This window comes from Variovorax sp. OV084, from assembly GCF_900111625.1.
GTDB lineage: Bacteria > Pseudomonadota > Gammaproteobacteria > Burkholderiales > Burkholderiaceae_C > Variovorax.
Genome location: NZ_FOII01000009.1, coordinates 109,736 through 132,102 on the forward strand (window position 1 = coordinate 109,736; position 22,367 = coordinate 132,102).

The 22,367-nt window shown below is 67.6% G+C and carries 21 protein-coding genes; 12 read left to right on the top strand and 9 right to left on the bottom strand.

Going from position 1 to position 22,367, the window contains the following annotated elements; all coding sequences use genetic code 11:
• The first annotated feature begins 2 nt into the window (after window positions 1-2).
• The 6 genes from BMW87_RS21870 (at window position 3) to BMW87_RS21890 (ending at window position 5,364) form a co-directional block, all read left to right on the top strand.
• Window positions 3-791, top strand: coding sequence for a cell division protein FtsQ/DivIB (locus tag BMW87_RS21870; RefSeq protein WP_093078611.1), 789 nt, complete (start codon window positions 3-5; stop codon window positions 789-791).
• A 30-nt stretch (window positions 792-821) separates the two neighbouring features.
• Window positions 822-2,051, top strand: a complete 1,230-nt coding sequence (ftsA, locus tag BMW87_RS21875) for a cell division protein FtsA (RefSeq protein ID WP_007832444.1) — start codon at window positions 822-824, stop codon at window positions 2,049-2,051.
• 170 nt (window positions 2,052-2,221) lie between these two features.
• Complete coding sequence (gene ftsZ, locus BMW87_RS21880; protein ID WP_093056258.1) at window positions 2,222-3,436, top strand: cell division protein FtsZ; 1,215 nt, start codon at window positions 2,222-2,224, stop codon at window positions 3,434-3,436.
• A gap of 255 nt (window positions 3,437-3,691) precedes the next feature.
• Window positions 3,692-4,615 carry a UDP-3-O-acyl-N-acetylglucosamine deacetylase gene (gene lpxC / locus BMW87_RS21885; RefSeq protein ID WP_176928810.1) on the top strand — a complete coding sequence of 308 codons (924 nt, stop codon included), beginning with the start codon at window positions 3,692-3,694 and terminating at the stop codon, window positions 4,613-4,615.
• 23 nt (window positions 4,616-4,638) lie between these two features.
• Entirely contained in the window at window positions 4,639-4,815 is a 177-nt protein-coding gene (locus BMW87_RS35140; protein WP_164713437.1) for a hypothetical protein, read from the top strand.
• Between the two features lie 69 nt (window positions 4,816-4,884).
• A complete protein-coding gene (locus BMW87_RS21890) occupies window positions 4,885-5,364 on the top strand; it encodes a hypothetical protein (protein ID WP_093078613.1) in 480 nt (159 codons plus the stop codon).
• Between the two features lie 6 nt (window positions 5,365-5,370).
• Here the strand turns inward: BMW87_RS21890 and BMW87_RS21895 are convergent, their stop codons facing one another.
• A complete protein-coding gene (locus tag BMW87_RS21895) occupies window positions 5,371-6,330 on the bottom strand; it encodes a LysR family transcriptional regulator (RefSeq protein WP_093078614.1) in 960 nt (319 codons plus the stop codon).
• Between the two features lie 117 nt (window positions 6,331-6,447).
• Between BMW87_RS21895 and glyA the strand changes: the two genes are divergently transcribed.
• Window positions 6,448-7,770: a serine hydroxymethyltransferase gene (gene glyA / locus BMW87_RS21900; RefSeq protein ID WP_093078700.1), complete on the top strand. Its 1,323-nt coding sequence runs from the start codon at window positions 6,448-6,450 to the stop codon at window positions 7,768-7,770.
• Between the two features lies 1 nt (window position 7,771).
• Here glyA and ruvC read toward each other — a convergent pair whose 3' ends face one another.
• On the bottom strand, window positions 7,772-8,320 hold the full coding sequence (ruvC, locus tag BMW87_RS21905) for a crossover junction endodeoxyribonuclease RuvC (protein ID WP_093056250.1): 549 nt from the start codon (window positions 8,318-8,320) through the stop codon (window positions 7,772-7,774).
• Window positions 8,321-8,470: 150 nt separating this feature from the next.
• Between ruvC and BMW87_RS21910 the strand changes: the two genes are divergently transcribed.
• Window positions 8,471-10,537 carry a tetratricopeptide repeat protein gene (locus BMW87_RS21910; protein WP_093078615.1) on the top strand — a complete coding sequence of 689 codons (2,067 nt, stop codon included), beginning with the start codon at window positions 8,471-8,473 and terminating at the stop codon, window positions 10,535-10,537.
• A gap of 148 nt (window positions 10,538-10,685) precedes the next feature.
• Here the strand turns inward: BMW87_RS21910 and BMW87_RS21915 are convergent, their stop codons facing one another.
• Together BMW87_RS21915 and BMW87_RS21920 are read right to left on the bottom strand one after the other, a co-directional pair.
• Window positions 10,686-11,675 (bottom strand): phosphatidate cytidylyltransferase, encoded by a 990-nt coding sequence (locus tag BMW87_RS21915; RefSeq protein ID WP_093078616.1) that lies wholly within the window; start codon window positions 11,673-11,675, stop codon window positions 10,686-10,688.
• Window positions 11,676-11,679: 4 nt separating this feature from the next.
• Window positions 11,680-12,552, bottom strand: a complete 873-nt coding sequence (locus BMW87_RS21920; protein WP_093078617.1) for a lysophospholipid acyltransferase family protein — start codon at window positions 12,550-12,552, stop codon at window positions 11,680-11,682.
• A 9-nt stretch (window positions 12,553-12,561) separates the two neighbouring features.
• On the opposite strand from BMW87_RS21920, the gene BMW87_RS21925 reads away from it, so the two are divergent.
• The gene (locus tag BMW87_RS21925) at window positions 12,562-12,981 is read left to right on the top strand and encodes a ribosomal maturation YjgA family protein (RefSeq protein ID WP_093078702.1); all 420 of its coding nucleotides are present in this window, start codon (window positions 12,562-12,564) and stop codon (window positions 12,979-12,981) included.
• On the opposite strand, the gene mtgA is transcribed toward BMW87_RS21925, so the two are convergent.
• The 5 genes from mtgA to BMW87_RS21950 are packed head-to-tail and all read right to left on the bottom strand — an operon-like array spanning window position 12,947 to window position 18,177.
• Window positions 12,947-13,690 (bottom strand): monofunctional biosynthetic peptidoglycan transglycosylase, encoded by a 744-nt coding sequence (gene mtgA / locus BMW87_RS21930; protein WP_093078618.1) that lies wholly within the window; start codon window positions 13,688-13,690, stop codon window positions 12,947-12,949. The genes BMW87_RS21925 and mtgA overlap by 35 nt on opposite strands.
• Complete coding sequence (gene aroE / locus BMW87_RS21935; RefSeq protein WP_093056240.1) at window positions 13,687-14,535, bottom strand: shikimate dehydrogenase; 849 nt, start codon at window positions 14,533-14,535, stop codon at window positions 13,687-13,689. Before aroE ends, mtgA begins: the two co-directional genes overlap by 4 nt.
• Before the next feature lie 30 nt (window positions 14,536-14,565).
• Window positions 14,566-15,420 (bottom strand): energy transducer TonB, encoded by an 855-nt coding sequence (locus BMW87_RS21940; protein WP_093056238.1) that lies wholly within the window; start codon window positions 15,418-15,420, stop codon window positions 14,566-14,568.
• A 49-nt stretch (window positions 15,421-15,469) separates the two neighbouring features.
• Window positions 15,470-17,536: a ribonuclease catalytic domain-containing protein gene (locus tag BMW87_RS21945; protein WP_093078619.1), complete on the bottom strand. Its 2,067-nt coding sequence runs from the start codon at window positions 17,534-17,536 to the stop codon at window positions 15,470-15,472.
• A gap of 47 nt (window positions 17,537-17,583) precedes the next feature.
• A complete protein-coding gene (locus BMW87_RS21950) occupies window positions 17,584-18,177 on the bottom strand; it encodes a YqiA/YcfP family alpha/beta fold hydrolase (protein ID WP_093056235.1) in 594 nt (197 codons plus the stop codon).
• A 385-nt stretch (window positions 18,178-18,562) separates the two neighbouring features.
• Here BMW87_RS21950 and BMW87_RS21955 point away from each other — a divergent pair, with 385 nt between their 5' ends.
• From BMW87_RS21955 to rodA, 3 genes are read left to right on the top strand one after another with little or no spacing between them, the layout of a single operon-like run.
• Window positions 18,563-19,309 carry a response regulator transcription factor gene (locus BMW87_RS21955; protein ID WP_093056233.1) on the top strand — a complete coding sequence of 249 codons (747 nt, stop codon included), beginning with the start codon at window positions 18,563-18,565 and terminating at the stop codon, window positions 19,307-19,309.
• A gap of 6 nt (window positions 19,310-19,315) precedes the next feature.
• A complete protein-coding gene (locus tag BMW87_RS21960; RefSeq protein ID WP_093078621.1) occupies window positions 19,316-21,166 on the top strand; it encodes a sensor histidine kinase in 1,851 nt (616 codons plus the stop codon).
• A 32-nt stretch (window positions 21,167-21,198) separates the two neighbouring features.
• A complete protein-coding gene (gene rodA / locus BMW87_RS21965; RefSeq protein ID WP_093056229.1) occupies window positions 21,199-22,353 on the top strand; it encodes a rod shape-determining protein RodA in 1,155 nt (384 codons plus the stop codon).
• Window positions 22,354-22,367: the final 14 nt, after the last annotated feature.

Below are 22,367 nucleotides of genomic sequence, written 5' to 3' on the forward strand. Positions count from 1 at the left end.
CCATGGCCGACAGCATCCCCGCTCCCTTCGACGTCAAGCTCATGAACATCGTCGCGAACATTGCCTTCGCGATGGTGGCGCTCATGCTGCTGGCGGCGGGTGCGTGGTGGGTGCTGCGGCAGCCTTTCTTCCCCATCGGCGGCATCAAGGTGGACGGCGAAGTCACGCACAACAACGCGGTCACACTGCGCGCCAATGTGGCGCCGCAGCTCACGGGCAACTTCTTCACCATCGACCTGGGGCGCGCACGCGCCGCCTTCGAGTCGGTGCCGTGGGTGCGCAGCGCGGTGGTGCGGCGCGAGTTCCCGAACAAGCTGCGCGTGACGCTGACCGAGCAGGTGCCGGTTGCCAACTGGGGCGACGACGCGGGCTCGAAGCTGATCAACGGCTTCGGCGACGTGTTCGAGGCCAACGTGGCGGAGGTGGACGACAACCTGCCGCGCCTGGACGGCCCGATCGAACAGGCCGGCCAGGTGCTGGGGATGTACCGCGTGCTGCAGCCGCAGTTCCAGCCTTACGACATGAGCATCGACGAGCTCACGCTGTCGAGCCGGGGAAGCTGGAAGGTGGTGCTCGACAGCGGTGCCGAGATAGAGCTCGGCCGCGGCCAGAGCGAGGAGGTGACGGCACGACTGCAGCGGTTCCTGAAGACCGTGACCCAGGTCGCGGGCCAGTACCGCCGCACGATGGCCGACGTCGAGGGCGCCGACCTGCGACACAACGACGCGTATGCATTGCGGCTGCGCGGCGTCACCACGGTCTCGCCAGAGGCCCCAAGAAAAATCAAGTAGCGCTCATCGAGAAATCGAGGACATATCTCAATGCCTAAAGAATACAAAGACCTGGTCGTAGGACTCGACATCGGCACCGCCAAGGTGATGGTGGTCGTGGCCGAAGTGCTGCCCGGAGGCGAGCTCAAGCTGGCCGGCCTCGGCATTGCGCCGAGCAACGGCTTGAAGCGCGGCGTGGTGGTGAACATCGACGCCACCGTGCAGAGCATCCAGCAGGCCCTGAAAGAGGCCGAGCTGATGGCCGACTGCAAGATCAGCCGCGTCTACACCGGCATCACCGGCAGCCACATCCGCGGCATCAATTCGAGCGGCATGGTGGCGGTGAAGGACAAGGAAGTGACGCCCGCCGACGTGGCCCGCGTGGTGGAGACGGCCCGCGCCATCAACATCTCGAGCGACCAGCGCCTGCTGCTGGTGGAGCCGCAGGAGTTCGTGATCGACGGCCAGGACGTGAAGGAGCCGATCGGCATGAGCGGCATGCGGCTCGAGGCCAAGGTGCACATCGTGACCGGTGCGCAGAGCGCGGCCGAGAACATCATCAAGTGCGTGCGCCGCTGCGGCCTCGAAGTCGACCAGCTGATGCTGAACCCGCTGGCCTCGAGCCAGGCGGTGCTGACCGAGGACGAGCGCGAACTCGGCGTGGTGCTCGTTGACATCGGCGCGGGCACGACCGACGTGGCGATCTTCACCAACGGCGCGATCCGCCACACGGCCGTGATCCCGATCGCGGGCGACCTCATCACGAGCGACATCGCCATGGCGCTGCGCACGCCGACGAAGGACGCGGAAGACATCAAGGTCGAGAACGGCTATGCCAAGCAACTGCTGGCCGACCCCGACACGCAGGTCGAAGTGCCGGGCCTCGGCGACCGCGGCCCGCGCATGCTGAGCAAGCAGGCGCTGGCCGGCGTGATCGAGCCGCGCATCGAAGAGATCTTCTCGCTGGTGCAGCAGGTGGTGCGCGAGTCTGGCTACGAAGAGGTGCTGTCGTCGGGCGTGGTACTCACGGGCGGCAGCGCGGTGATGCCCGGCATGGTCGAGCTCGGCGAAGACATCTTCCTGAAGCCCGTGCGCCGCGGCATCCCGAAGTATTCGAGCGCGCTGTCGGACATGGTTGCGCAGCCTCGCGCAGCGACGGTGATGGGCCTGCTCGAAGAAGCACGGTTCGCGCGCATGCGTGGCTTCAAGGTCGCGCAGAAGAATGGGTCGGTAAAGACTGCATTCGGACGTTTCAAAGACTTCATCGTGGGGAATTTCTAGCCATGATCAAGTCTCCACTCTGGCTCGCGCGTGGCAGCCCCCCATTGCATTTCAACGAGCGATGGCGACGAACAGGTCCACCATCGTGACGGACGCATCGTTGATCTCGTCACGGCACAAGAATTATTCATAGACACACAACGGCAACTGCAAGATTCAAGGAGTTAAAAATGACCATCGAAATGATCGAAGTCGAAGAGTTCAATCAGGGCACGCAGATCAAGGTGATCGGTGTTGGCGGTGGCGGCGGCAATGCGGTCGCCCACATGATGGAGCGCGGTGTGCAGGGCGTTCAGTTCGTCTGCGCGAACACCGACGCACAGGCACTGCAGCGCAGCAGCGCGCACAAGATCATCCAGCTCGGTACCAGCGGCCTGGGTGCAGGCAGCAAGCCCGACAAGGGCCGTGAAGCGGCCGAGCTTGCGGTGGACGACATCCGCGCGGCCATCGACGGCGCGCACATGCTGTTCATCACGGCCGGCATGGGCGGCGGCACCGGCACCGGCGCTGCTCCGGTCATCGCGCGCGTCGCGAAGGAAATGGGCATCCTCACCGTGGGTGTGGTGACCAAGCCCTTCGACTGGGAAGGCGGTCGCCGCATGACCAACGCCGACGCCGGCCTGGCCGAGCTCGAAGCGAACGTCGACTCGCTGATCGTGGTGCTCAACGAGAAGCTGCTCGACGTGCTGGGCGAAGACGTCACGCAGGACGAAGCCTTTGCGCAAGCCAACGACGTGCTGAAGAACGCCGTGGGCGGCATCTCGGAAATCATCAACGAGTACGGCGGCGTGAACGTCGACTTCGAAGACGTGCGCACCGTGATGGGCGAACCCGGCAAGGCCATGATGGGCACCGCTGCCGCAGCTGGCCCGGACCGCGCGCGCATCGCAGCCGAGCAGGCCGTGGCCTGCCCGCTGCTCGAAGGCATCGACCTCTCGGGCGCCAAGGGCGTGCTGGTGCTGGTGACGGCGTCGAAGGGCTCGCTGAAGCTGAACGAATCGAAGCTCGCGATGAACACCATCCGCGCCTACGCTTCGCCGGACGCGCACGTGATCTACGGCGCCGCCTACGACGACAGCCTCGGCGACGAGATGCGCGTGACCGTGGTGGCCACCGGCCTGTCGCGTGCCGATGCCCGCCGCCAGGCACCTACGCTGGAAGTGATCCGCACCGGCACCGACAACATCCCGTTCAACGTGCCGACGCTCGGTGGTACGGGGCACGCCAGTGGTGGCGGCCACAGCCAGCCCAACTACGACGGCATGGCCGTTCCCAGCGTGTGGCGCACCAACCGCACGATGGCTGCAGCGAAAGTGGACGCGCTGTCTTCGGGCGGCATGGACGACTTCGAGATCCCGGCCTTCCTGCGCCGCCAGGCTGATTAAGAGGACACCCCATTCGATGGTCTCGCTGGAGGCCATCGCGGGGTGAACTCGACCAGACGCAGAGGGCACGAGGGTTCGCAAGGGGCACAGGGACGACCTGAAAGGGACGTCTGCTGGCTCTAGGCGCTGCGCTCACCTCGTGCCCTTTGCGTCCATTTCGCGCCAATTTGGCGGGATTGCATAGAACCCATGTCTATCGGTGCCATAGCGAGGGGCATAGGGCGCCATGCCCGTCGCGCGCCTAAAATCCCGGCCGTGCTGCAACAACGAACCCTCAAGTCGATCAGCCGCGCCGTGGGCGTGGGGCTCCATAGCGGCCAACGCGTGGAGCTGACCCTGCGACCGGCTCCTGCCGACACGGGCATCGTGTTCCGCCGCGTCGACCTGCCCGAGCCGGCCGAGATCCGCATGACCGCCGAGGCGGTCACCGACACGCGCCTTGCATCCACCGTTTCCACCGGCGGCGCCAAGGTGCAGACCGTCGAACACCTGATGTCTGCCTGCGCTGGGCTGGGCATCGACAACCTCTATATCGACATCACGGCCGACGAAGTGCCGATCCTCGACGGATCGGCGTCGTCCTTCGTGTTCCTGCTGCAAAGCGCGGGTATCGCGCTGCAGAAGGCGCCGCGCCGCTTCATCCGCGTGACCCGCAAGGTCGAGGTGCGCGAAGGCGAGGGCGCCAACGAGAAGTGGGCGAGCCTGGAGCCGTACCACGGCTACAAGCTGAGCTTCGAGATCGACTTCGACCACCGCGTGGTCAATTCCACCGGCCAGCGCGTGGAGTTCGACCTGGGCACCGACTCGTACAGCCGCGACATCGCACGCGCGCGCACCTTCGGCTTCACCAAGGAAGTCGAGTACATGCGCAGCAAGGGCCTCGCGCTCGGTGGCGGTCTCGACAACGCCATCGTGATGGACGACACCAAGGTGCTCAATGCGGGCGGCCTGCGCTACGACGACGAGTTCGTGAAGCACAAGATCCTCGACGCCATGGGCGACCTGTACATCATCGGCAAGCCGCTGCTGGCGGCCTACACCGCGTTCCGCTCGGGCCATGCGCTCAACAACAAGCTGCTGCGCGAACTGCTTTCGCACAGCGACGCCTACGAAGTCGTGACCTTCGAGGACGAGAAGCGCGCACCGCGCGGTTTCGGCGAAGTCGCCCGGGCCTGGTAGGCCACGTCCGCTTTTAGTCCCACATGCTTCTTTTCCGCTGGGCCATCCTGCTGCTTCTTTTGGTGGCGGGCGTGTGCTTTGCGTTCTATGCGGGCACGGGGCAGGCCAAGTACCGGCGCATCGGATGGATCGTGTTGAAGTGGACGCTGCTGGCGGCGTTCGGCTTCTTCGCGGTGCTGATAGCCGAGCGCGTGGCGTAGCCTTCGCGTCCTCGTTCGCATGTCCGGAAACGGCATGCGTGGCAGCGCACTCCGGCGCACGATGGCGCCATGAACACCAACACATCCCCCAGCCGGAATCCATTCGGCGTTGAAGATGCGCCCGACCCGGATGGCGTAGATATCGAAGCGTTTGCCGAGAATATCGAACTGCACGGCGGGCCCGATGACCCGAACGCGCCTGCGTGGGGCACACCGGTGAACGACGCGTCGTCCTCGATCGTCGGCGCATGGTCCAGCCGCTGGAATGGCGGCGCCGATCCGACGATCCCCGGTGACTCCGAAGCTGCGTGGAAGCAGGGCAAGGCCACCGTGCGGGTGGCCGGCAGCCGGTTCTACCTGCTGTTCGATTGGGATGGCGGCGCGCGGCAGGCCCTGCTCGATGTCCGCTATGTCGACCCCGACACACTCGTGGGCCGCTACATCAACCTGAGCAATCCGGCCATCACGCAGCCCTGGGTGGGCCTGATCGTCGACAACCGCCGGATCGACGGCCGCTGGCCCAACGGGCGATTGGATTTCCGGCGATAGGGCTGCTCAGGCTGCGGCGAGTGCCTGCAGGGCCTGCACTTGCTGTGCGAGCAGCGGCCCCTTGCGGTGCGCGGGCACCAGCAGCATGACCGTGTCTCCCACCGCCTTCGGCCGTCCCCAAGGCGCATGCAGCTTGCCTTGCGCAAGCAATGGCGCAACGAGCCGCTCACGGCCCATCAACACTCCTTCGCCATCGAGCGCGGCCTGCAGCGCGAGGCTGTAGAGCGAGAAGTCCGGCCCGGCGGCCATCGCTTCGGCTTCGACTGCCGTGAAGCCGGGGCGAACAGCCTGCAGCCAACGCGGCCAATCGTCGCGCCACACGGTGTCGTGCAAACCGCCGCAGCGCGCGAGCAGATCCGCCATGTCATCGAGCGAGCGAGGACGCCCGCTGGGCAACGGCTGCTGCAGGCGCGGGCTGCATACCGGCAGCAGCCGGTCGCGCACGAGCGGAATCGCCTGCGCACCGACGGCAGCCTCGATGTGCTCACCGGCCCGCGCATAGAACAACCCGAGATCGAAAGGCTCGCGGCGGAAGTTCGGCGGCTGCTCCAACGCGGTGACGGACACCTGCACGCCGGGCAGCGCGGCCTTCAGCTTCGAGAGCCGAGGCGACAGCCACAGCTGCGCCACGGCCGGCAGGGCGGCCACCTGCAGCGTACTGCGGCGCGCTGCGGTCTGCGTCTCGTGGCGCAGCGCCTGTACTGCGAGGCCGAGCTGGTCGACGGCAGCGCTGAGCGCCGGCAGCGCGCGCCGCCCGTGCGCGCTGAGGCGAATACCCTGGCTGTGCCGCTCGAACAGCGCGCCGCCGGCCCATGTCTCCAGCGTCTTGATCTGCTGTGCGACGGCGGCCGGCGTGACGAAGAGTTCTTCGGCTGCGCGCGCGAAGCTGCCGTGGCGCGCAGCTGCCTCGAAGGCGCGCACGGCCGTGTGCGGCGGCAGGCGGGGGCGGGGCGGTGCGAGCGGCATCGGAGCAATCCTTCAGGCCAAGTTTTTCTAGGGCCCAGGCCCAGATTATCCGGTTTGCCCGACTGGCGGCGGCAGGCGACGATGCGGCCATTCACCACTTCCAGCGAGATCCACCGCATGCCAGCCGCCCTGCAACGTCGCCCCTGGGTTCCCGCCGCCAGCGAAGACCACGTGCTTTCCATTGCCGCCGATGCCGCTGCGCGCGACGCGGTGGGCGTCGCCGCCGAGATCGAACGGCTGGTGGCCGACAACCACCGCATCCACGATGTCGAGGGACTGAACCTCAACCCCGCCACCAACGTGATGAACCCGGCCGCCGAAGCGCTGCTGTCGCGCGGGCTCGGCTCGCGTCCGTCGCTCGGCTATCCCGGCGACAAGTACGAGATGGGACTGGAAGCCATCGAGCGCATCGAGGTCGTCGCGGCCGAGCTCGCAGCCGAGGTGTTCGGCGCGAAGTTCGCCGAAGTGCGCGTGAGCTCCGGCGCGCTGTCGAATCTCTACGTGTTCATGGCGACCTGCCAGCCCGGCGACACGATCATCGTGCCGCCGCCCAGCATCGGTGGCCACGTCACGCATCACGCAGCGGGCGCGGCCGGGCTCTATGGCCTGAAGCCTGTCTCCGCGCCGGAGGATGCCGACGGCTACACGGTCGATGTGGTTGCGCTGGCGAAGCTGACGCGCGAGGTGAGGCCGAAGCTCATCACCATCGGCGGCAGCCTGAACCTGTTCCCGCACCCGGTGCCTGCGATCCGCGAGATTGCCGACAGCGTGGGCGCGAAGCTGCTGTTCGATGCCGCTCACCTCTCGGGCATGGTGGCCGGCAAGGCGTGGCCGCAGCCGCTCGAACAGGGCGCGCATGCGATCACCATGAGCACCTACAAGAGCCTGGGCGGCCCGGCGGGCGGGCTGATCGTGTCGAACGATGCGGCGCTGATGGAGCGCATCGACGCCATCGCCTACCCCGGCCTCACGGCCAACTCGGATGCAGGCCGCACCGCCGCGCTGGCTCGCGGGCTGCTCGACTGGAAGGTGCATGGCGTTGCCTATGCGGCCGCGATGCGCGAGACCGCGCAGGCCCTGGCGCGTGCGCTCGATGCGCAAGGCCTGCCCGTGTTCGCGAAGGCACGCGGCTTCACCCAGTCGCACCAGCTCGCGGTCGAAGCGGCGCGCTGGGGTGGCGGGCAGCGTGCGGCGAAGAAGCTCGCGCAGGGCGGCCTGCTGGCCTGCGGCATCGGCCTGCCGATCGCACCCGTGGACGGCGACATCAACGGCCTGCGGCTCGGCGTGCCGGAGATCGTGCGACTGGGCTTCACGCCCGACGACATGCCACAGCTGGCCGATTGGATCGCGCGGGCTCTGGCAGGCGATGCGGCCATCGTCGCCGCTGAAGTGCGAGAGCGCCGCAAGCGCCTCGGCGAACTGCGCTACATCGTGCGCTGAGTCAGCGCGAGCGCCCTTGCCGGTAGGTGCCGGCATGCGTCTTCGACAGCTCGGCCGCTTCCGCGAGCCGCGCCATCGACCGCCCCACCTGCGCATGCGTGATGGCAATGCCCAGCGCGTCCGCCGCGTCGGCGCCCGGCAAGCCTGGCAACTCGAGCAGCCGCCGCACCATCTCCTGCACCTGCGCCTTGGCGGCCTGGCCGTGGCCGGCCACCGCCTTCTTCATCTGCAGTGCGGTGTACTCGGCCACAGAAAGGTTGTTGCTCACCAGCGCGGTCACGCAGGCGCCGCGCGCCTGTCCCAGCAGCAGCGTCGACTGAGGGTTGACGTTGACGAAGATGATTTCGACCGCCGACGCATCGGGCTGGTAGCGCGCGGTGATCTCGGCGATGCCGTCGAACAGCACCTTCAGGCGCGCCGGCAGGTTGCCGGTGCCCAGGTGCCGGGTGCTGATGGTGCCGCTGGCCACGTAGCGCAGCGCATGGCCGTCCGCGTCGACCACGCCGAAGCCGGTGGTCTGCAAGCCGGGGTCGATGCCAAGAATGCGCATGAAAGGAAGCGAAAAGGCTTACGCCAGTGCAAAGAGGAGAGAGAAGGGACCGAACTATCGCTCGAAAGCAGCGCTATCGCGGGCAGAATCCGTGCCGATTCGTACAGTCTGCCCCGCTTTCCGCAGGGCGCGCCACACAAGGAAGCGAATGTGAATGTAGTCGAGTCCTCCGCGCAGCGGCAACTGGACGAGGCGCAAGCCTTGATCGAACGCCTGCAGCAGCACCCCGCCGAACGCGCGGCCGCGAGCTTCCGCCGCATCGAACTGCTCAACGACCTGGGCCGCCGCAACGAGGCACTGGCCGCCTGTACCCGTCTGCTCGACGAGTACGCAGCCAGGCCCGACGTCGGCGTGGTCGTGCCCTGCTGCCAGGCGCTGCGCCTGCTGGCGCACATGCTGCGCCAGATGCATCGCCCCGCCGACGCGCTCGCCACCCTCGACCGCCTGATCGCCGCGCACGGCCAGCGTAGCGAGCCCGCGATCCGCGAGCACATCGCCCATGCGCTGTATCAGCGCACCTGGTGGATCGACGAGCCAGAGGCGCGCTGCGAAGCCTGCGATGCCATGAGCGATCTGCTCGACAGCCAGCCCGATGCCGCGCTCGACGCGTGGCGTGTGGAGGCCCGGCTGCTCAAGGCCGAGATCGAACACCATCGCGGCCTGCCGCAGGATGCGCTGGCCACGCTGGAAGCGGTGATCGAGCGCTTCGACGGCAGCAGCACCGACCCCGGCGTGGTGCTGCGCGTGGCACGTGCGCGCCTGGCCTCGGTGCTGAACCTGCGCGAACTGGCGCAGCACGCGCAGGCCCAGGTGATGTGCCTGGCAGTGGCCGACCAGATCGAGGCCGGCCTCGCCGACGCGGCGCCCGAGCTGCGCATCGAAGGCGTGCGGGCGCTGACACTGTTCTTCGACGGCTTCGGCATCGACGAGCACGCGAACCGCGCCGAGCTGGTCGGCTGGCTGCTCGACCGCTACGGCCGCGACGAGTCGTCGCAGGTGCGCCGCATGGCCGTGCGCCGTGCCTACGACTGGTCGGTGGGGTTGCGCGAGCAGGACGACGGAGAGGTCGCGCTGGCCGCCTGCGAGCGGCTGCTCGCCACCTTCGGCGCCGACAACGACGCCGCAGTGCAGCGCACCGTGGCGAGCGCACTGCTCAACAAGGGCTTCGTGCTGCTCGAACGGCTCAACCGGCCCGAGGAAGCGCTCGCGGTGTACGAGCAACTCGCGAAGCAGCTGAAGGACACGCCCACGCCCGAGCTGCAGGACACCCTGTCCAAGGCCAACGCTGGCCGCCAGGCCTGCCTGAAGCGACTGCGCAAGGCCGATACGGAGCTGCCACCCGAGCTGCGCGACGAGGTGCGCGACAAGGTCAAACAGGGCCGCAAGCACGGCGATGCGGGCGAGTCGCGCGAGGCGATCGCACTGTTCGACGAAGTGCTGGCCGCGTATTCCGCATCGCCCCACCCGGAGCTGCGCCGCCAGTGCGCGCGGGCGCTCGTCCACAAGGCCTTCTGCCTGGTCGCGCTGGACCGCTTTGCCGAAGTGATAGCCGCCGCCGATGCGATGGACGCGCGCTACGGCGCCGACCCGTCGACGGAGATGCAGGAGACAGTCGCGCTGTGCCTGCAGTACAAGAGCACCGCGCTCGACCGCCTCGGCCTGCACGACGACGAGATGCGGGTGCACGACGAGATCGTCGCGCGCTGGGGCAACTCCGAGCTGCCGGACCTGCGCGGGCGCGTGGTCGGCGCGCTGTTTCGCAAGGGCGCCACGCTGCGCCAGACCGGCCAGCTCAAGGCGGCCGTGGCCTGCTACGACGAAGCCGTCGCGCGCACCACCGGCGCGAGGGAAGGCACGCTGCAGCTGTGGGCCGCCAAGTCGATGATCAACAAGGCCAAGGCGCTCGACAAGCTCGGCGATCCCGTGGGGCAGGCCAAGGCTTATCGCGCGCTCATTGCGCGCTTCGGCGATACAGGCGATGCCGCGCTGCGCGAACGCGTCGCCAATGCCTGCGAATGGCTGGCCGAGGCCGAGGGCCGGCAAGGTCGTGTGGAGGCGCAGCGCGCGGCACTCGAAGCCGCGCTGGGCCGTTTCGGCACGGCGTTGTCGGCCGAGCAGCGCACGCGGCTGACGCGCGAATTGCAGGCGCTGAAGGCCAAGGCCTTCGGACGCGCGGCGAAGCAGGCCTTCGACCGCGTGGTGCGCCGCAAGGCTTGAGCAGTTCACGCCGCTCTGCGGCCCGAACTGCCCGAGGGGTTCTTCCAGGAATACCGCGGAACCGGCTCTGCCGGGCCGTAGGTATTGCCCCCTGCAAGGGGGGTGGCGAAGCGACACGAAGTGCGCGCAGCCTGGGGGTGTGCCAAGTTCAGGCGTTGAAGTACCAGCGGATGGAGTGAAAGAAGATTGGGGCGGCGAAGCACAGGGCATCGACGCGGTCCAGCAGACCGTTGGCCCCCGTCACGCCAACGCCCTTCTGGCCCCAGTTCGGAATGCCCCGGTCGCGCTTGAGCGCCTTCATTACCAGGTGCCCCATCGACCCCGCGATGCAGGCAATGACCGACACCGCGAGCGCCTGCCCGAACTTGAACGGCGTGATGAACGAGAACAGCGCTCCCACCAGGCTCGCCACAACGATGCCGATGCCCCAGCTGGTCCAGTTGAAGCTGCGGCTCACGTTGGGCGCGAAGGGCGCGCGCTGGGTGCGGCGCGATATCAGGTGCTGCACCAGCACCGAGGTCTGCACCACGAACACCAGGAAGAACACGAGGAACGCGCTCTTGCCCTCGTAGCCCGGAAAGCTCAGCAGCAGCAGCGCCGGCACGTGGCTCATGCCGTAGACGCAGACCATGATGCCCCACTGCAGCTTGGCGTTGCGCTCCAGGAAGTGGCTCGGGTCGTTGGCCAGCGCGCTCGCCACCGGTATCGCGAGGAACACGTACACCGGGATGAACACGGTGAACAGGTCGAAGCGCGCCGTGGCCACCAGCCAGAACTGGATCGGCAGCACCACGAAGAAGGCGAGGATCAGGCTGCGGTGGTCGCCGCGCCGCGTGGGCGAGAGCGTGATGAACTCGCGCAGCGCGAAGAAGGAGATCAGCGCGAACAGCACGGTGGCCACGGTTTCGCCCAGCGCCCAGCCGATCCAGAAAATGATGACCATGAACCAGGTGGTGCCCAGCAGCGCGCGAAAGTGCGCGAGCTCGGCCTGCCAGGTGGCGTCGTGCACGGGGTTGCGCTTTTCCCTGAAGCTCAGGAAGAAGGCGGTGGTGCTCACGATCACGAGCACGCCGAAGATGATGAGGAAGAGCGCCGCGACTTGCTGGGTCGGGGTGAGGTTGCGCAGGAACTGGTTCATGTCGTCAGACGTCGCGCAAGGCGATCACCGCGGCGCGCGCCCGGTCGAGGAAGGGCCGGCGTTCTTCGTCTTCTTCGACGCGGATCGGCGCGCCGAAGGTGACGGAGCAGAGGATGGGCACCGGCACGATCTCGCCCTTGGGCATCACACGCTGCACGTTGTCGATCCATGCAGGCACCAGCACCACCTCGGGGAACATGGTGGCGAGCGTGTAGAGGCCCGACTTGAACTTCTGCGGCTCGCCCGTGTGGCCGCGCGTGCCTTCGGGGAAGATGATGATGGAGTCGCCGCTGCGCAGGGCTTCGACGAGGGGGGCGAGTGGATCGACGGCTGGGGCCGGTGCAGCGACCGGGACTTCTTCGGGCGCCGCGGGCGGTGGCGGCTCTGGAGGAGGCGGTGGAGCGGGCGGCTCGGGAAGGTCGAGCCGGCCCTGTGCTTCGGGCGCGGTCTCTGCGGGCGGTGCCGGCGGCGTCAAGGGCAGCAGAGGTTCCATCGAGGGCTCGATGCGCTCGGCAGGCATCGGCGGGCGTTGCGGTGGCGGGGCTTCGGCCACCACCGGTTCGGGTACGGGAGGTGCCGCCGCTGCGGCAGGGGGCGTCGCCTGTCGCTCCACGTACACCGCGTTGAACACCTCCGTCGTGATCCAGCGCTTGACCGGCGTGTTGGCCCAGTAGTCACGCGCCGCGATGGGCCGCGTGATGCTGCGCAACTCTTCGGGCAGCGCCGCCCAGATCATCACGAGGTCAGCGTGGCTCTGGTGATTGGCGAAATAGATGCGCTGCTCGGCTTTCGGCGGACAGCCATACCAGCGCGCCTGCGCGCCAGTGAGCAACCGGACGATTCCCAACAACAACCAACCCGTGAGCTTTGCCAGCATATGGGCGCGATGATACGGGCCATGCGATGGCGTTTCGATCCTCTTTCACTCGTGTGGGCGGTGGCCCTGTTTCTCGTTCTCGTGCTGCTGGCCACCGTCGGCGCACGCTGGGGCTGGCTGCGCAGCTTCTTCGGCGACGTGCTGGCCGTGGTGTGGGTCTACTTCGTCTTCAGGACGGTGATTGGCGCGCGCGTGCTGCCCATGGCGTTGGCTGCGCTGGGCGTGGGCCTTGCGGTCGAGCTCGGGCAGTACCTTGCGGCGGCGTGGCACTTGCACATTCCGAACCGCGCCTTGCGGATCGTGCTCGGCAGCACGGCTGACTGGTGGGACGTGCTGGCCTACGTGATCGGCTTTGCTGCCGTGCTGGCCATCGAGGGCCTGCGCGATGCGGTCGTCAGGGCAGCTCGGCCGCAGGCATCCGCGCCATGACCGTCGACGCCCGCCCGCTCAGGTAGGGCGAGCCGATCCGGCGCTCGAAGAACTTGGGGCTCGGCAGCATCACCGCGAGGCGCGCGGCCTCGTTGGTGCTCAGGCGCGAGGCCGGCTTGCGGAAGTAGTACTGCGACGCCGCCTCGGCACCGAACACGCCTTCGCCCCACTCGACGTTGTTGAGATAGATCTCGAGGATGCGCCGCTTGTCGAGCAGCACTTCGAGCAGCGTGGCGAGCACCAGCTCCTGGCCCTTGCGCAGCAAGGTGCGCTCGCCGGACAGCAGCAGGTTCTTCGCGAGCTGCTGCGTGATGGTGGAGCCGCCGCGCAGGCGCACAGGCTGTACCGGCTTGCCGCGCGCCACCGCGCGCGCTGCGCGCTTGGCGGCGAGTTCTTCGGCCCTGGCGTTGCGCTGGCGGGCGCGCTCGATGGCTTCCCACTCCACGCCGTTGTGGTCGACGAAGCCGGCGTCTTCGCTCGCGATGACGGCGCGCTTGAGCGTGTCGTTGATCTGCGCATAGGGCACCCACTCCTGCCGCCAGCCGGCTCCGCTGCCTTGGTGGATGGCGATCTGAAAAGCCTCGGAGCGCTGGAACGCGGTGCTCTGGGGATCGAGCACGGTCATCGCCGCGATGCGCACCACGAAGAACAGCTCGAGTGCCACGCCCGCCACCACGAGGCAGGCGATCAGGCGCAGCACTGCCCTCATTTCAGCTCGGCTCGAACTTCAGCCAGCACTTGCGCGGAAGGAGGCCGCACGCCGCGCCAGATCTCGAAGGACTCGGCAGCCTGCTCGACCAGCATGCCGAGTCCGTCGCGCGCGACCGCGCCATGCGCCTCGGCCCAGGCCATGAAGCCCGCCGCCGCAGGGCCGTACATCATGTCGACCGCGAGTCCGCCGGCGCGCAGCACGCTGGCCTTCACAGGCACTGCATCGCCCGCGAGACTGGAAGCAGTGGCGTTGACCACCACGTCGAAGGCGCCCGGCACTTCGTCGAGCGCCCAGGCTTCGAGCGATGCGCCGTGGCGCAGCGCAATGGCCGCATGGCGGCGAACCAGCTCGACGGCCTTGCCCACGGTGCGATTGGCCACCACGACGCGCGAAGCGCCCGCGTCGAGCAGCGGGCCGAGCACGCCGGCCGCCGCACCGCCCGCGCCGATCAGCAGCAGCGCCTTGCCTTGTAGCGGCACGGCCGCGTTGCGAACGATGTCGTTGACCAGGCCGATGCCGTCGGTGTTGTCCGCATGGATGCTGCCGTCGGCGTCGAAGCGCAGCGTGTTGACCGCCTGCGCGAGCAGGGCGCGTTCGCTGGTGTGCTGCGCGAGCGCAGCGGCCTCGAACTTGAAGGGCACGGTGATGTTGCAGCCGCGCGCGGTGTCGCCGCGTTCGGCGGCTTCGCCGCGAAAGGCCGCGATGCCTTCGGCAAACGCGCCGAGCGGAATCAGCCGCCGGCCGTAGTCCATCTGCTGGCCGCAGAGCTCGGCAAAACGTGCGTGGATGCGCGGCGAGCGGCTGTGCTCGACGGGGTTGCCCATGACGCAGTACAGGTCCATGGCGTCTGCCTTCTTTTGTTGCGTCTGCTTCTACTGCGAGGAGAGTTCGACCGACCCGTCGTGCGCGAACCGGAAGTGCGGCCGGATCACGATCTGGTCGGCGTGCTCCTTGCGCATCGCGTCGGTGAAGGTGCCGAAGTTGCCGACGCTGGCAACGATGGCCTGGGCGCGCTTGTCCAGCAACGCAATGCCCGAGCTTTCGTCGACCACCGTCGAGAGCAGGCGACCGTCGAAGTTGACCGTGATGGTCATCGTCAGCTCGCCGTAGAGCTTCTTGCCGGCGAGCGTCGGAAAGTTGGCGGTGCCCTGCGCTTCCACCCGGCGGCGCAGCGAATCGACGTAGGTGGCGAAGGCCGCTTCGCGCGTGAAGGGGCTCAGGAAGCGCTTCTTCGGGCGTGCGTTTTCTTCGTTCACGCGCCGCTCGATCTCGGCCAGCAGATTGATCATCTGGCGGCGCTTTTCTTCCTGCGCCGTGGCCTCGGTCGGGTCCCCGGGGTTGCGCGGGTCGGGCGCGGGCATTGCGGCGAGGTCGCGCTTGAGCTGGGTGAGCATCTGCATCTGCTCGGTCTGCATCGCGTCGACCTTGCGTTGCGCATCTTCGAACGAATCGCCGACGGTGGTGAAGCTCGACGGCGGCAGCGGGCTGGTTGCGCGGCCCTTGTCGAGGTCGCCGCCGCCCGCAAGCGAGGTCTGGGCCCGCAGCCGGGCGCTGGGGTCGGGCTTGTCGTTGGTCTTGCTGTTGACCAGGATCACTTCGAGCGGTGTGTCGCTGAAGACCTTGTTGAACGATTCGGGATCGACGAAGCGCACCGCGAGCAGTGCGGCGTGCGCAATGACCGACACGCCCAGTGCAATCTGCAGCGTGCTGAGGTCCTTGAAGTTCATTCTCGAAACTCCTCCAGGGGCCGCATTTCTTCGGACGATCCGCCGAAACTCATGCGGGTGTGTTTTCGGGCGCAGCAGCCTCGCTGTCGCTCAGGTCGACGGCAATGGCGATCGGGCCTGCGACCACTTCTTCTTCGTCGCCCTCATCGCTTTCGTCTGCGAGGGCCGCATCGGCCTTCGGCGTGTCGAGGCGTTCGAGCACCGTGCCGCTCACGTCGAGGGCGATCTCATCGATCTCGCCGAGCTTCACGCGCAGGCGGGCGCCGCGTTCCTGCTGGCCGGCCACGGGGAATACCAGCGGCAGCGTTTCGGCCCGCACCAGCGCGCCGTTCGGCAGGTCTTTGATGACGGTGGCTTCGAGCTCGGTGATGCCCTGCTGCTGCAGGTACTTCAGCGTCCAGAAGCGTTCCATGCCGCCCTGGTAGGCGTTGTACGTGGCATAGGCCGCGTCGAAGCCAGAGAGGATGGAGAACAGGTCGGCGTCCTTCGGCTTGAAGGGCGCGGCCAGCGCAGCGGTCTTGCCGTGGCGCGCGGCCGCGATGATCTGCCACTGGTTCACGAGGTCGGTGTAGCGGCGCAGCGGCGAGGTGCTCCAGGCGTAGCTCTTCACGCCAAGGCCCGCGTGCGGCAGTGCGCGTGTGCCCATGCGCACCTTGATGCCGGGCGCGAGGCTGGCCTGGCTGCGGTAGAGCCCGGGCACGCCCAGCTCGCCGAGCCAGCCGCCCCAGCTGCTGTTGGCCAGGATCATCGCTTCGGACACGATCAGGTCGAGCGGCGCGCCGCGCTGGCGCGTGCTGATCTGCACCTGCTCGCTGCCGGTGGGCTCGCCCTCGTTGCCGACGAGGCGGAAGTTGTAGTCGGGCCGGTTGAAGTTCTCGGGCTTGCCGCGCACCACTTCGCGCTGCGCCTTCAGTTGCTTGGCAAGGCGGAACAGGAACGAGAGCGGGGCGCGCAGTTTGGCGGCGGCTTCCGGAGTGTTGTCGCTCTGGAAGGACGCGTCTTCGAGCCATGGCTGCGTGACGACGGTGTCGAGCTGGTCGTGGCGCAGGTTGGCCACGATGGGCACGCGCTCCAGCTTCGTTTCGGTGCCTTGCAGCTCCAGCGTGGCTTCGTCGAAGCGCGCGTACAGCGACACGGCCGGGCGGTCTCCGCCTTCGAGCAGCGTGTAGGTGTTGACCACCTCGTCGGGCAGCATCGTGATCTTGTAGCCCGGCATGTAGACCGTCGACATGCGCGCACGCGCCACGTTGTCGATGGCGCTGCCCGGCGTGAGCGCCAGGGCCGGCGCGGCAATGTGGATGCCGACGGTGACGGTGCCGGTGCCGAGGCCCTGCACGGAGAGGGCGTCGTCGATCTCGGTGGTCTGCGAATCGTCGATCGAGAAGGCCTGCACCTCGGAGGCCACGGGCAGGTCGTCCACGATGGCGGGCGCCGCGAGCGCAGGGAAGCCGGTGCCCTTGGGGAAGTTCTCGAACAGGAAGCGCCGCCAGTGGAACTGGTAGGGCGAATCGATGGCGCCGGCGCGCTCCAGCAGGTCGAGAGGCGGACGCTGCGTGGCGCGCGCGGCGTCGACCACGGCCTTGTATTCGGGGGCGTTCTTGTCGGGGCGAAACAGGATCTTGTAGAGCTGCTCGCGCACGGGCGCGGGGCAAATGCCCTCGGCCAGCTGCGCGGCCCACTCGGCGATCTGCGCCTGGATGACCTTCTTCTTCTCGATGGCGGCCAGCGCCTGCTGCACGATCTCGGCCGGCGCCTTCTTGAAGCGCCCCTTGCCTGCGCGGCGGAAGTAGTGCGGCGCCTCGAACAGCGCGAACAGGGCGGCCGCCTGCTGGGCGAGCGAGGGCTTTTCGCTGAAATATTCGGCGGCCAGCTCGGCAAAGGCGAATTCGCCCTCGGGCGCGAATTCCCAGGCGAGGTCGAGATCGAGGGCGGCGGCGAGCGAGCGCGCCTCGGCGATCAGATCGGCGGGCGACGGCTTCTCGAAACGCAGCACGATGTTGGCGCCCTTGACCTTGACGCGCTTGCCGGTTTCGAGCTCGACTTGTGCCGATGCTTCGGCCTCCGACAGCACGCGGCCGCCGAGGTACTTGCCGGCTTCTTCAAACAATACAAACATGGCGCGGATTGTCCCATGCAGGATGGGCCCGCTCGGCCCGGCTGTGCTCAGACCGGGTTGATGAAGGCCATCACGTCGTCCAGGTGGGCCTTTTCGAAATCCGACAGGGCATGGTCGCTGCCCTCGAGCAGCTTGATGTTGCTGTCGGGGTAGCGCGCGGACATTTCGTGCCAGTCGAGCGCCTCGTCACCCTTGGCGATGATCGCGAACACGCGTTCGGGCCGCGTGAGCGGGCCGACTTCCATCGCACGAAGCTCGTGGATGTATTCGGGACGAAAGTAGAAATGCTCGGCGGGGTCGTGCCAGACGGTCTGGTCGCCGATGTAGCGGGTGAGGTCGCGCGCGGGATGCACGGCCGGGTTGAGCAGCACCGCGCGGCAACGCGTCATGCCGGCCACGTAGGTGGCGTAGTAGCCGCCGAGCGACGAGCCCACCACCGCCATCGACTTGCGCGGCCAGTGCGCGATGCCCTTCATCACCATGTCGATGGCATCGTGCGGCGACGGTGGCAATTGCGGGCACCACCACTGCAGATTCGGATGCTGCCGCGCCACGCGCTCCGCGACGATCCGGGCCTTGGTCGAACGAGGCGAAGAACGGAAACCGTGCAGGTAAAGCAGGTGTGTGGTTTGCGGATCCATGCGAGGAAAAGACGGGAGGTGCGGGCGTCGCACCTCGCTTGCCGGGAACGGGTAATTCTGCATGAGGTCTGTTCTCGCGAGGCCGCTTCCAACATACAAAAAACCCGCCGGACGAGGTTCTTCGGTAAGGCCATAGCTTACTGAGAGCCCGAGGCGCGCCGGCATTTCGCGTGCCCCGGTTCGGGGTGTGCCGTGCGTCGGGAATTCAAAAGTACTAAGGCCTTGACCACTGCGGCATGAATGGCCTACGTTCGGGTTACTTCATTTGCATGGGAAGGGGGATATGCCCTGCAAAAAAGCGGCGAAAGTTTCGCGGCGATGCTTCATCGTGGGCATCCCATGAACGGGGGAGGCGTGTATGGATTCCCGGTGCGCGCCGGGGCTTATGCTCATGCCCATGAACACTGAGGCTCAGGACGACGCGACGCTACGCCGCTGGGGTGTGCTGGTCGTCGAAGACGATAGCCGCGCGCGTGCCTTTTTCGAGGCCAGCGTGCAGCGCAGCCCGCGCCTTTTCTGGCTCGGCAGTGCGGGGACGGTGCAGGAAGCGCTGGGTTGGCTGTCCCGCACCACCACCATTCCCGACGTGCTTCTGGTCGATCTCGGCATGCCCGACGGCACCGGGCTCGACGTGATCCGCGACGCCGTGGCGCGCTTTCCAGGCTGCGAGCCGCTGGTAGTGTCTGTTTTCGGCGACGAAGAGAACGTGCTCGCCAGCATCGAGGCGGGTGCCGTGGGCTACATCCACAAGGACGCCGCGCCGGAGGACATCGCGCAGACCATCGTGGAGATGAAGGCAGGTGCCTCGCCGATCTCGCCCATGATCGCGCGGCGCGTGCTCGCGAAGTACCGCAGCCTGCAATCGGCGGCCGTTCCCGGCGCGCCGCCGGGTGCGGCGCCCGAAGCAGCCGCGGACGAATCCGACCGCGGCCTGCTGTCGGCTCGCGAACACGAGGTGCTGACGCTGATCGCGCGTGGCTTCTCGTACGCGGAGATCGCGCGGCTCAAGGGCCTGAGCGTGCACACCGTGCAGACCCACATCAAGAATCTCTACGGAAAGCTCGCCGTGCATTCCAAGAGCGAGGCCGTTTTCGAAGCGACGCGGCTCGGCCTGTTGTCTCATCCGGGCTGAGCACAGATGCGACCAAAATGGGCGTCGCTGCTGATGCTATGGCTGGCGATGCTCCTCGCGGGTATTGCCGGAGTCTCCAGCGCGGCCACGGCCGCGTCCGAGGCGCCGATCGAACTGCGCCAGGGTACCGTGACGACCACGGTCGGCGGCGTCACGCGCACCGAGCCGGTCGAGCTGTCCTACCACTGGGACCGCCAGCACAACGGCCGCCCGGGCATGGCGAGCTTCGACCTGCCGTTCACGCTCGAGGCCGAGCCCGAGACGCCGTGGGGCATCTTCATTCCGCGCGTCGGCAACGTCTTCGAGGTGCAGTTGAACGACGCGCTGCTGCAGGTCTACGGCGACCTGGACCGCAGCAACGACGCCGACTACGCCAAGGCGCCCATCTACGTGCCGGTGCCCGGGCGCCTGTTGCGAAAGGGTGACAACCTCCTGCAGATCCGTCTGCACGCCGACACCGCCCGGCGCGCGGGGCTGTCTCAAGTGGTCATCGGGCCGGCCGCGCCGGTTCGCACCGAACTCTTCGAGAGAGCCTATGCATGGCGCTTCACCGGCTCGGTGCTGCTGATGGCATTCAGCCTGATCGTCGGCGGCATCGCGCTGGCGCTGTGGCTGACGCAGGTCGACGCCGATGCCAAGGGCGCCCAGCGGCGTGACGGCATCTACTTCTGGGCCGCGCTGGCGGAGTTCTGCTGGGCGGTGCGGGTGGCCGACGGCGTGATCGCCGAGCCTCCCCTGTCCTGGGGGCCCTGGGGCGTGCTGATGGCCGCCTGCTATGCGGGCTGGGCTGCCTCTTCCATGATGTTCGTCTACCACCTCGCGGGGTGGGGGCGCGACCGCCGCTACCAGTGGGTGCGCTGGCCTATTGCCGGCATCGTGGTCGCTACGGTGCTGTTCAGCGCGCTGTCGCTGCAGCGCGAGGAGCCGATGTGGCTCACCGGCTGGCTTGCCGTCCAGATCGTGTTCGTCCTGGCCTTCGTCAGCGCCTTCGCCGTCGACACCCTGCGCAAACCGAGCGCCGAGCGTTTGCTGGTGGCCGGCGCCGCTCTGGTGACAGTGATGTTCGGCGTGCGCGACTGGCTGGTGATCCGCCTCAGCGATGCCTATGGCGAGACCACCTGGGTGCGCTATTCGTCGGTGTTCTTCGGCGTGGCGCTGCTGCTGATCGTGCTGCGGCGCTTTCGTGCGGCGAGCGTGCTGGCGCGCGGATCGGTCGCGGCCCTGGCCGAGCGGGTGGCCCAGCGCGAACGCGAGCTGGCGGCCACGTATGCCGAACTCGAGGCCGCGGCGCGTGACCAGGCGCGCACCCACGAGCGCGAACGCATCCTGCGCGAAATGCACGACGGCATGGGCTCGCACATCACTTCGGCGATCCGGCAGCTGCAGTCGGGCCAGACCAGCTCGGGGGACCTGCTGCGCACGCTGCGCGATTCGCTGGACCAGCTCAAGCTGCAGATCGATTCGATCCACTTGCCGCCGGGCGACGTGGGTGCGCTGCTGGCGGCGGCGCGCTACCGGCTGGAACCCCGCCTGGCGTCTTCGGGCATCGAGTTCGAATGGGCGGTGGACGAGGTGGAGCCGGTAGAGCGGCTCGGCGCGCAAGGCATGCGGCAGTTGCAGTTCCTGCTGTTCGAGGCGATCTCCAACGTGCTGCAGCACGCCCAGGCCACCGTGCTGCGATTCGAGGCCGGGATGCAGGGCACGACGGTGCAACTGCGGGTGATCGACAACGGCAAGGGCTTCGACGCCGTGAAGCATCGGCCGCGGTCGCTGGCGGAGCGTTCGGGGGCCATCGGGGCCCGGCTGACGGTTGAAAGCCGACCTGGGCGCACGGTCGTTCAACTCGAATTCGATTGAGGTCGCAGGCAGGGCGGGGATAATCCGCCCCCATGTCTGCCGTGTTCAATCAGCCCTCCCTGGCGCGTCGTATTGCGCCCATCTTCCAGGGCTTCGACGGCTTTCTGGCCTTCGCCGTGCTGCTGCTCGCGTTCGCCGGGCTGCTGACCATGTATTCCTCGGGCTACGACCATGGCTCGCGCTTCGTCGACCATGGCCGCAACATGCTGCTGGCCGGCTTCATCATGTTCGTGGTGGCGCAGGTGCCGCCGCAGCGGCTGATGCTGGCTGCCGTGCCGCTCTACACGATGGGCGTGGCGCTGCTGGTGGCGGTGGCGCTGTTCGGCATCACCAAGAAGGGCGCGCAGCGCTGGATCAACGTGGGCGTGGTGATCCAGCCCAGCGAAATCCTGAAGATCGCGATGCCGCTGATGCTGGCCTGGTGGTTCCAGCGACGAGAAGGCCAGTTGCGGCCGCTCGACTTCGTGGTGGCGACGGTGCTGCTGGCGGTGCCGGTCGGGCTCATCATGAAACAGCCCGACCTGGGCACCTCGCTGCTGGTTCTGGCCGCCGGGCTGGCGGTGATCTTCTTTGCCGGGCTGCCGTGGAAGTTGATCGTGCCGCCGGTGCTGATTGGCGCGGTGGCCGTGACGCTGATCGTGGGCTTCGAGTCGAGGCTGTGCGCCGACGGGGTCGACTGGCGCGTGCTGCACGACTACCAGAAGCAGCGCGTGTGCACGCTGCTCGACCCGAGCAAGGACCCGCTGGGCAAGGGCTTCCACATCATCCAGGGGATGATCGCCATCGGTTCGGGCGGGGTGGGCGGCAAGGGCTTCATGCAGGGTACGCAGACGCACCTCGAATTCATTCCCGAGCGGACCACCGACTTCATCTTTGCCGCCTATTCCGAGGAATTCGGGCTGATGGGCAACCTGGCGCTGATTTCGGCCTTCATCCTGCTGATCTTCCGGGGGCTGGTGATCGCGACCAATGCGGCGACCTTGTTCTCGCGCCTGCTGGCGGGGGCGGTCACCATGATTTTCTTCACCTATGCCTTCGTGAACATGGGCATGGTGAGCGGCATCCTGCCGGTGGTGGGGGTGCCGCTGCCGTTCATCAGCTATGGCGGCACGGCCATGGTGACGCTGGGGCTGGGGCTGGGGATCCTGATGTCGATCGCCCGGGCAAGGAAGCTGGCGCAGAACTAGTAGCGCCCGAGTGC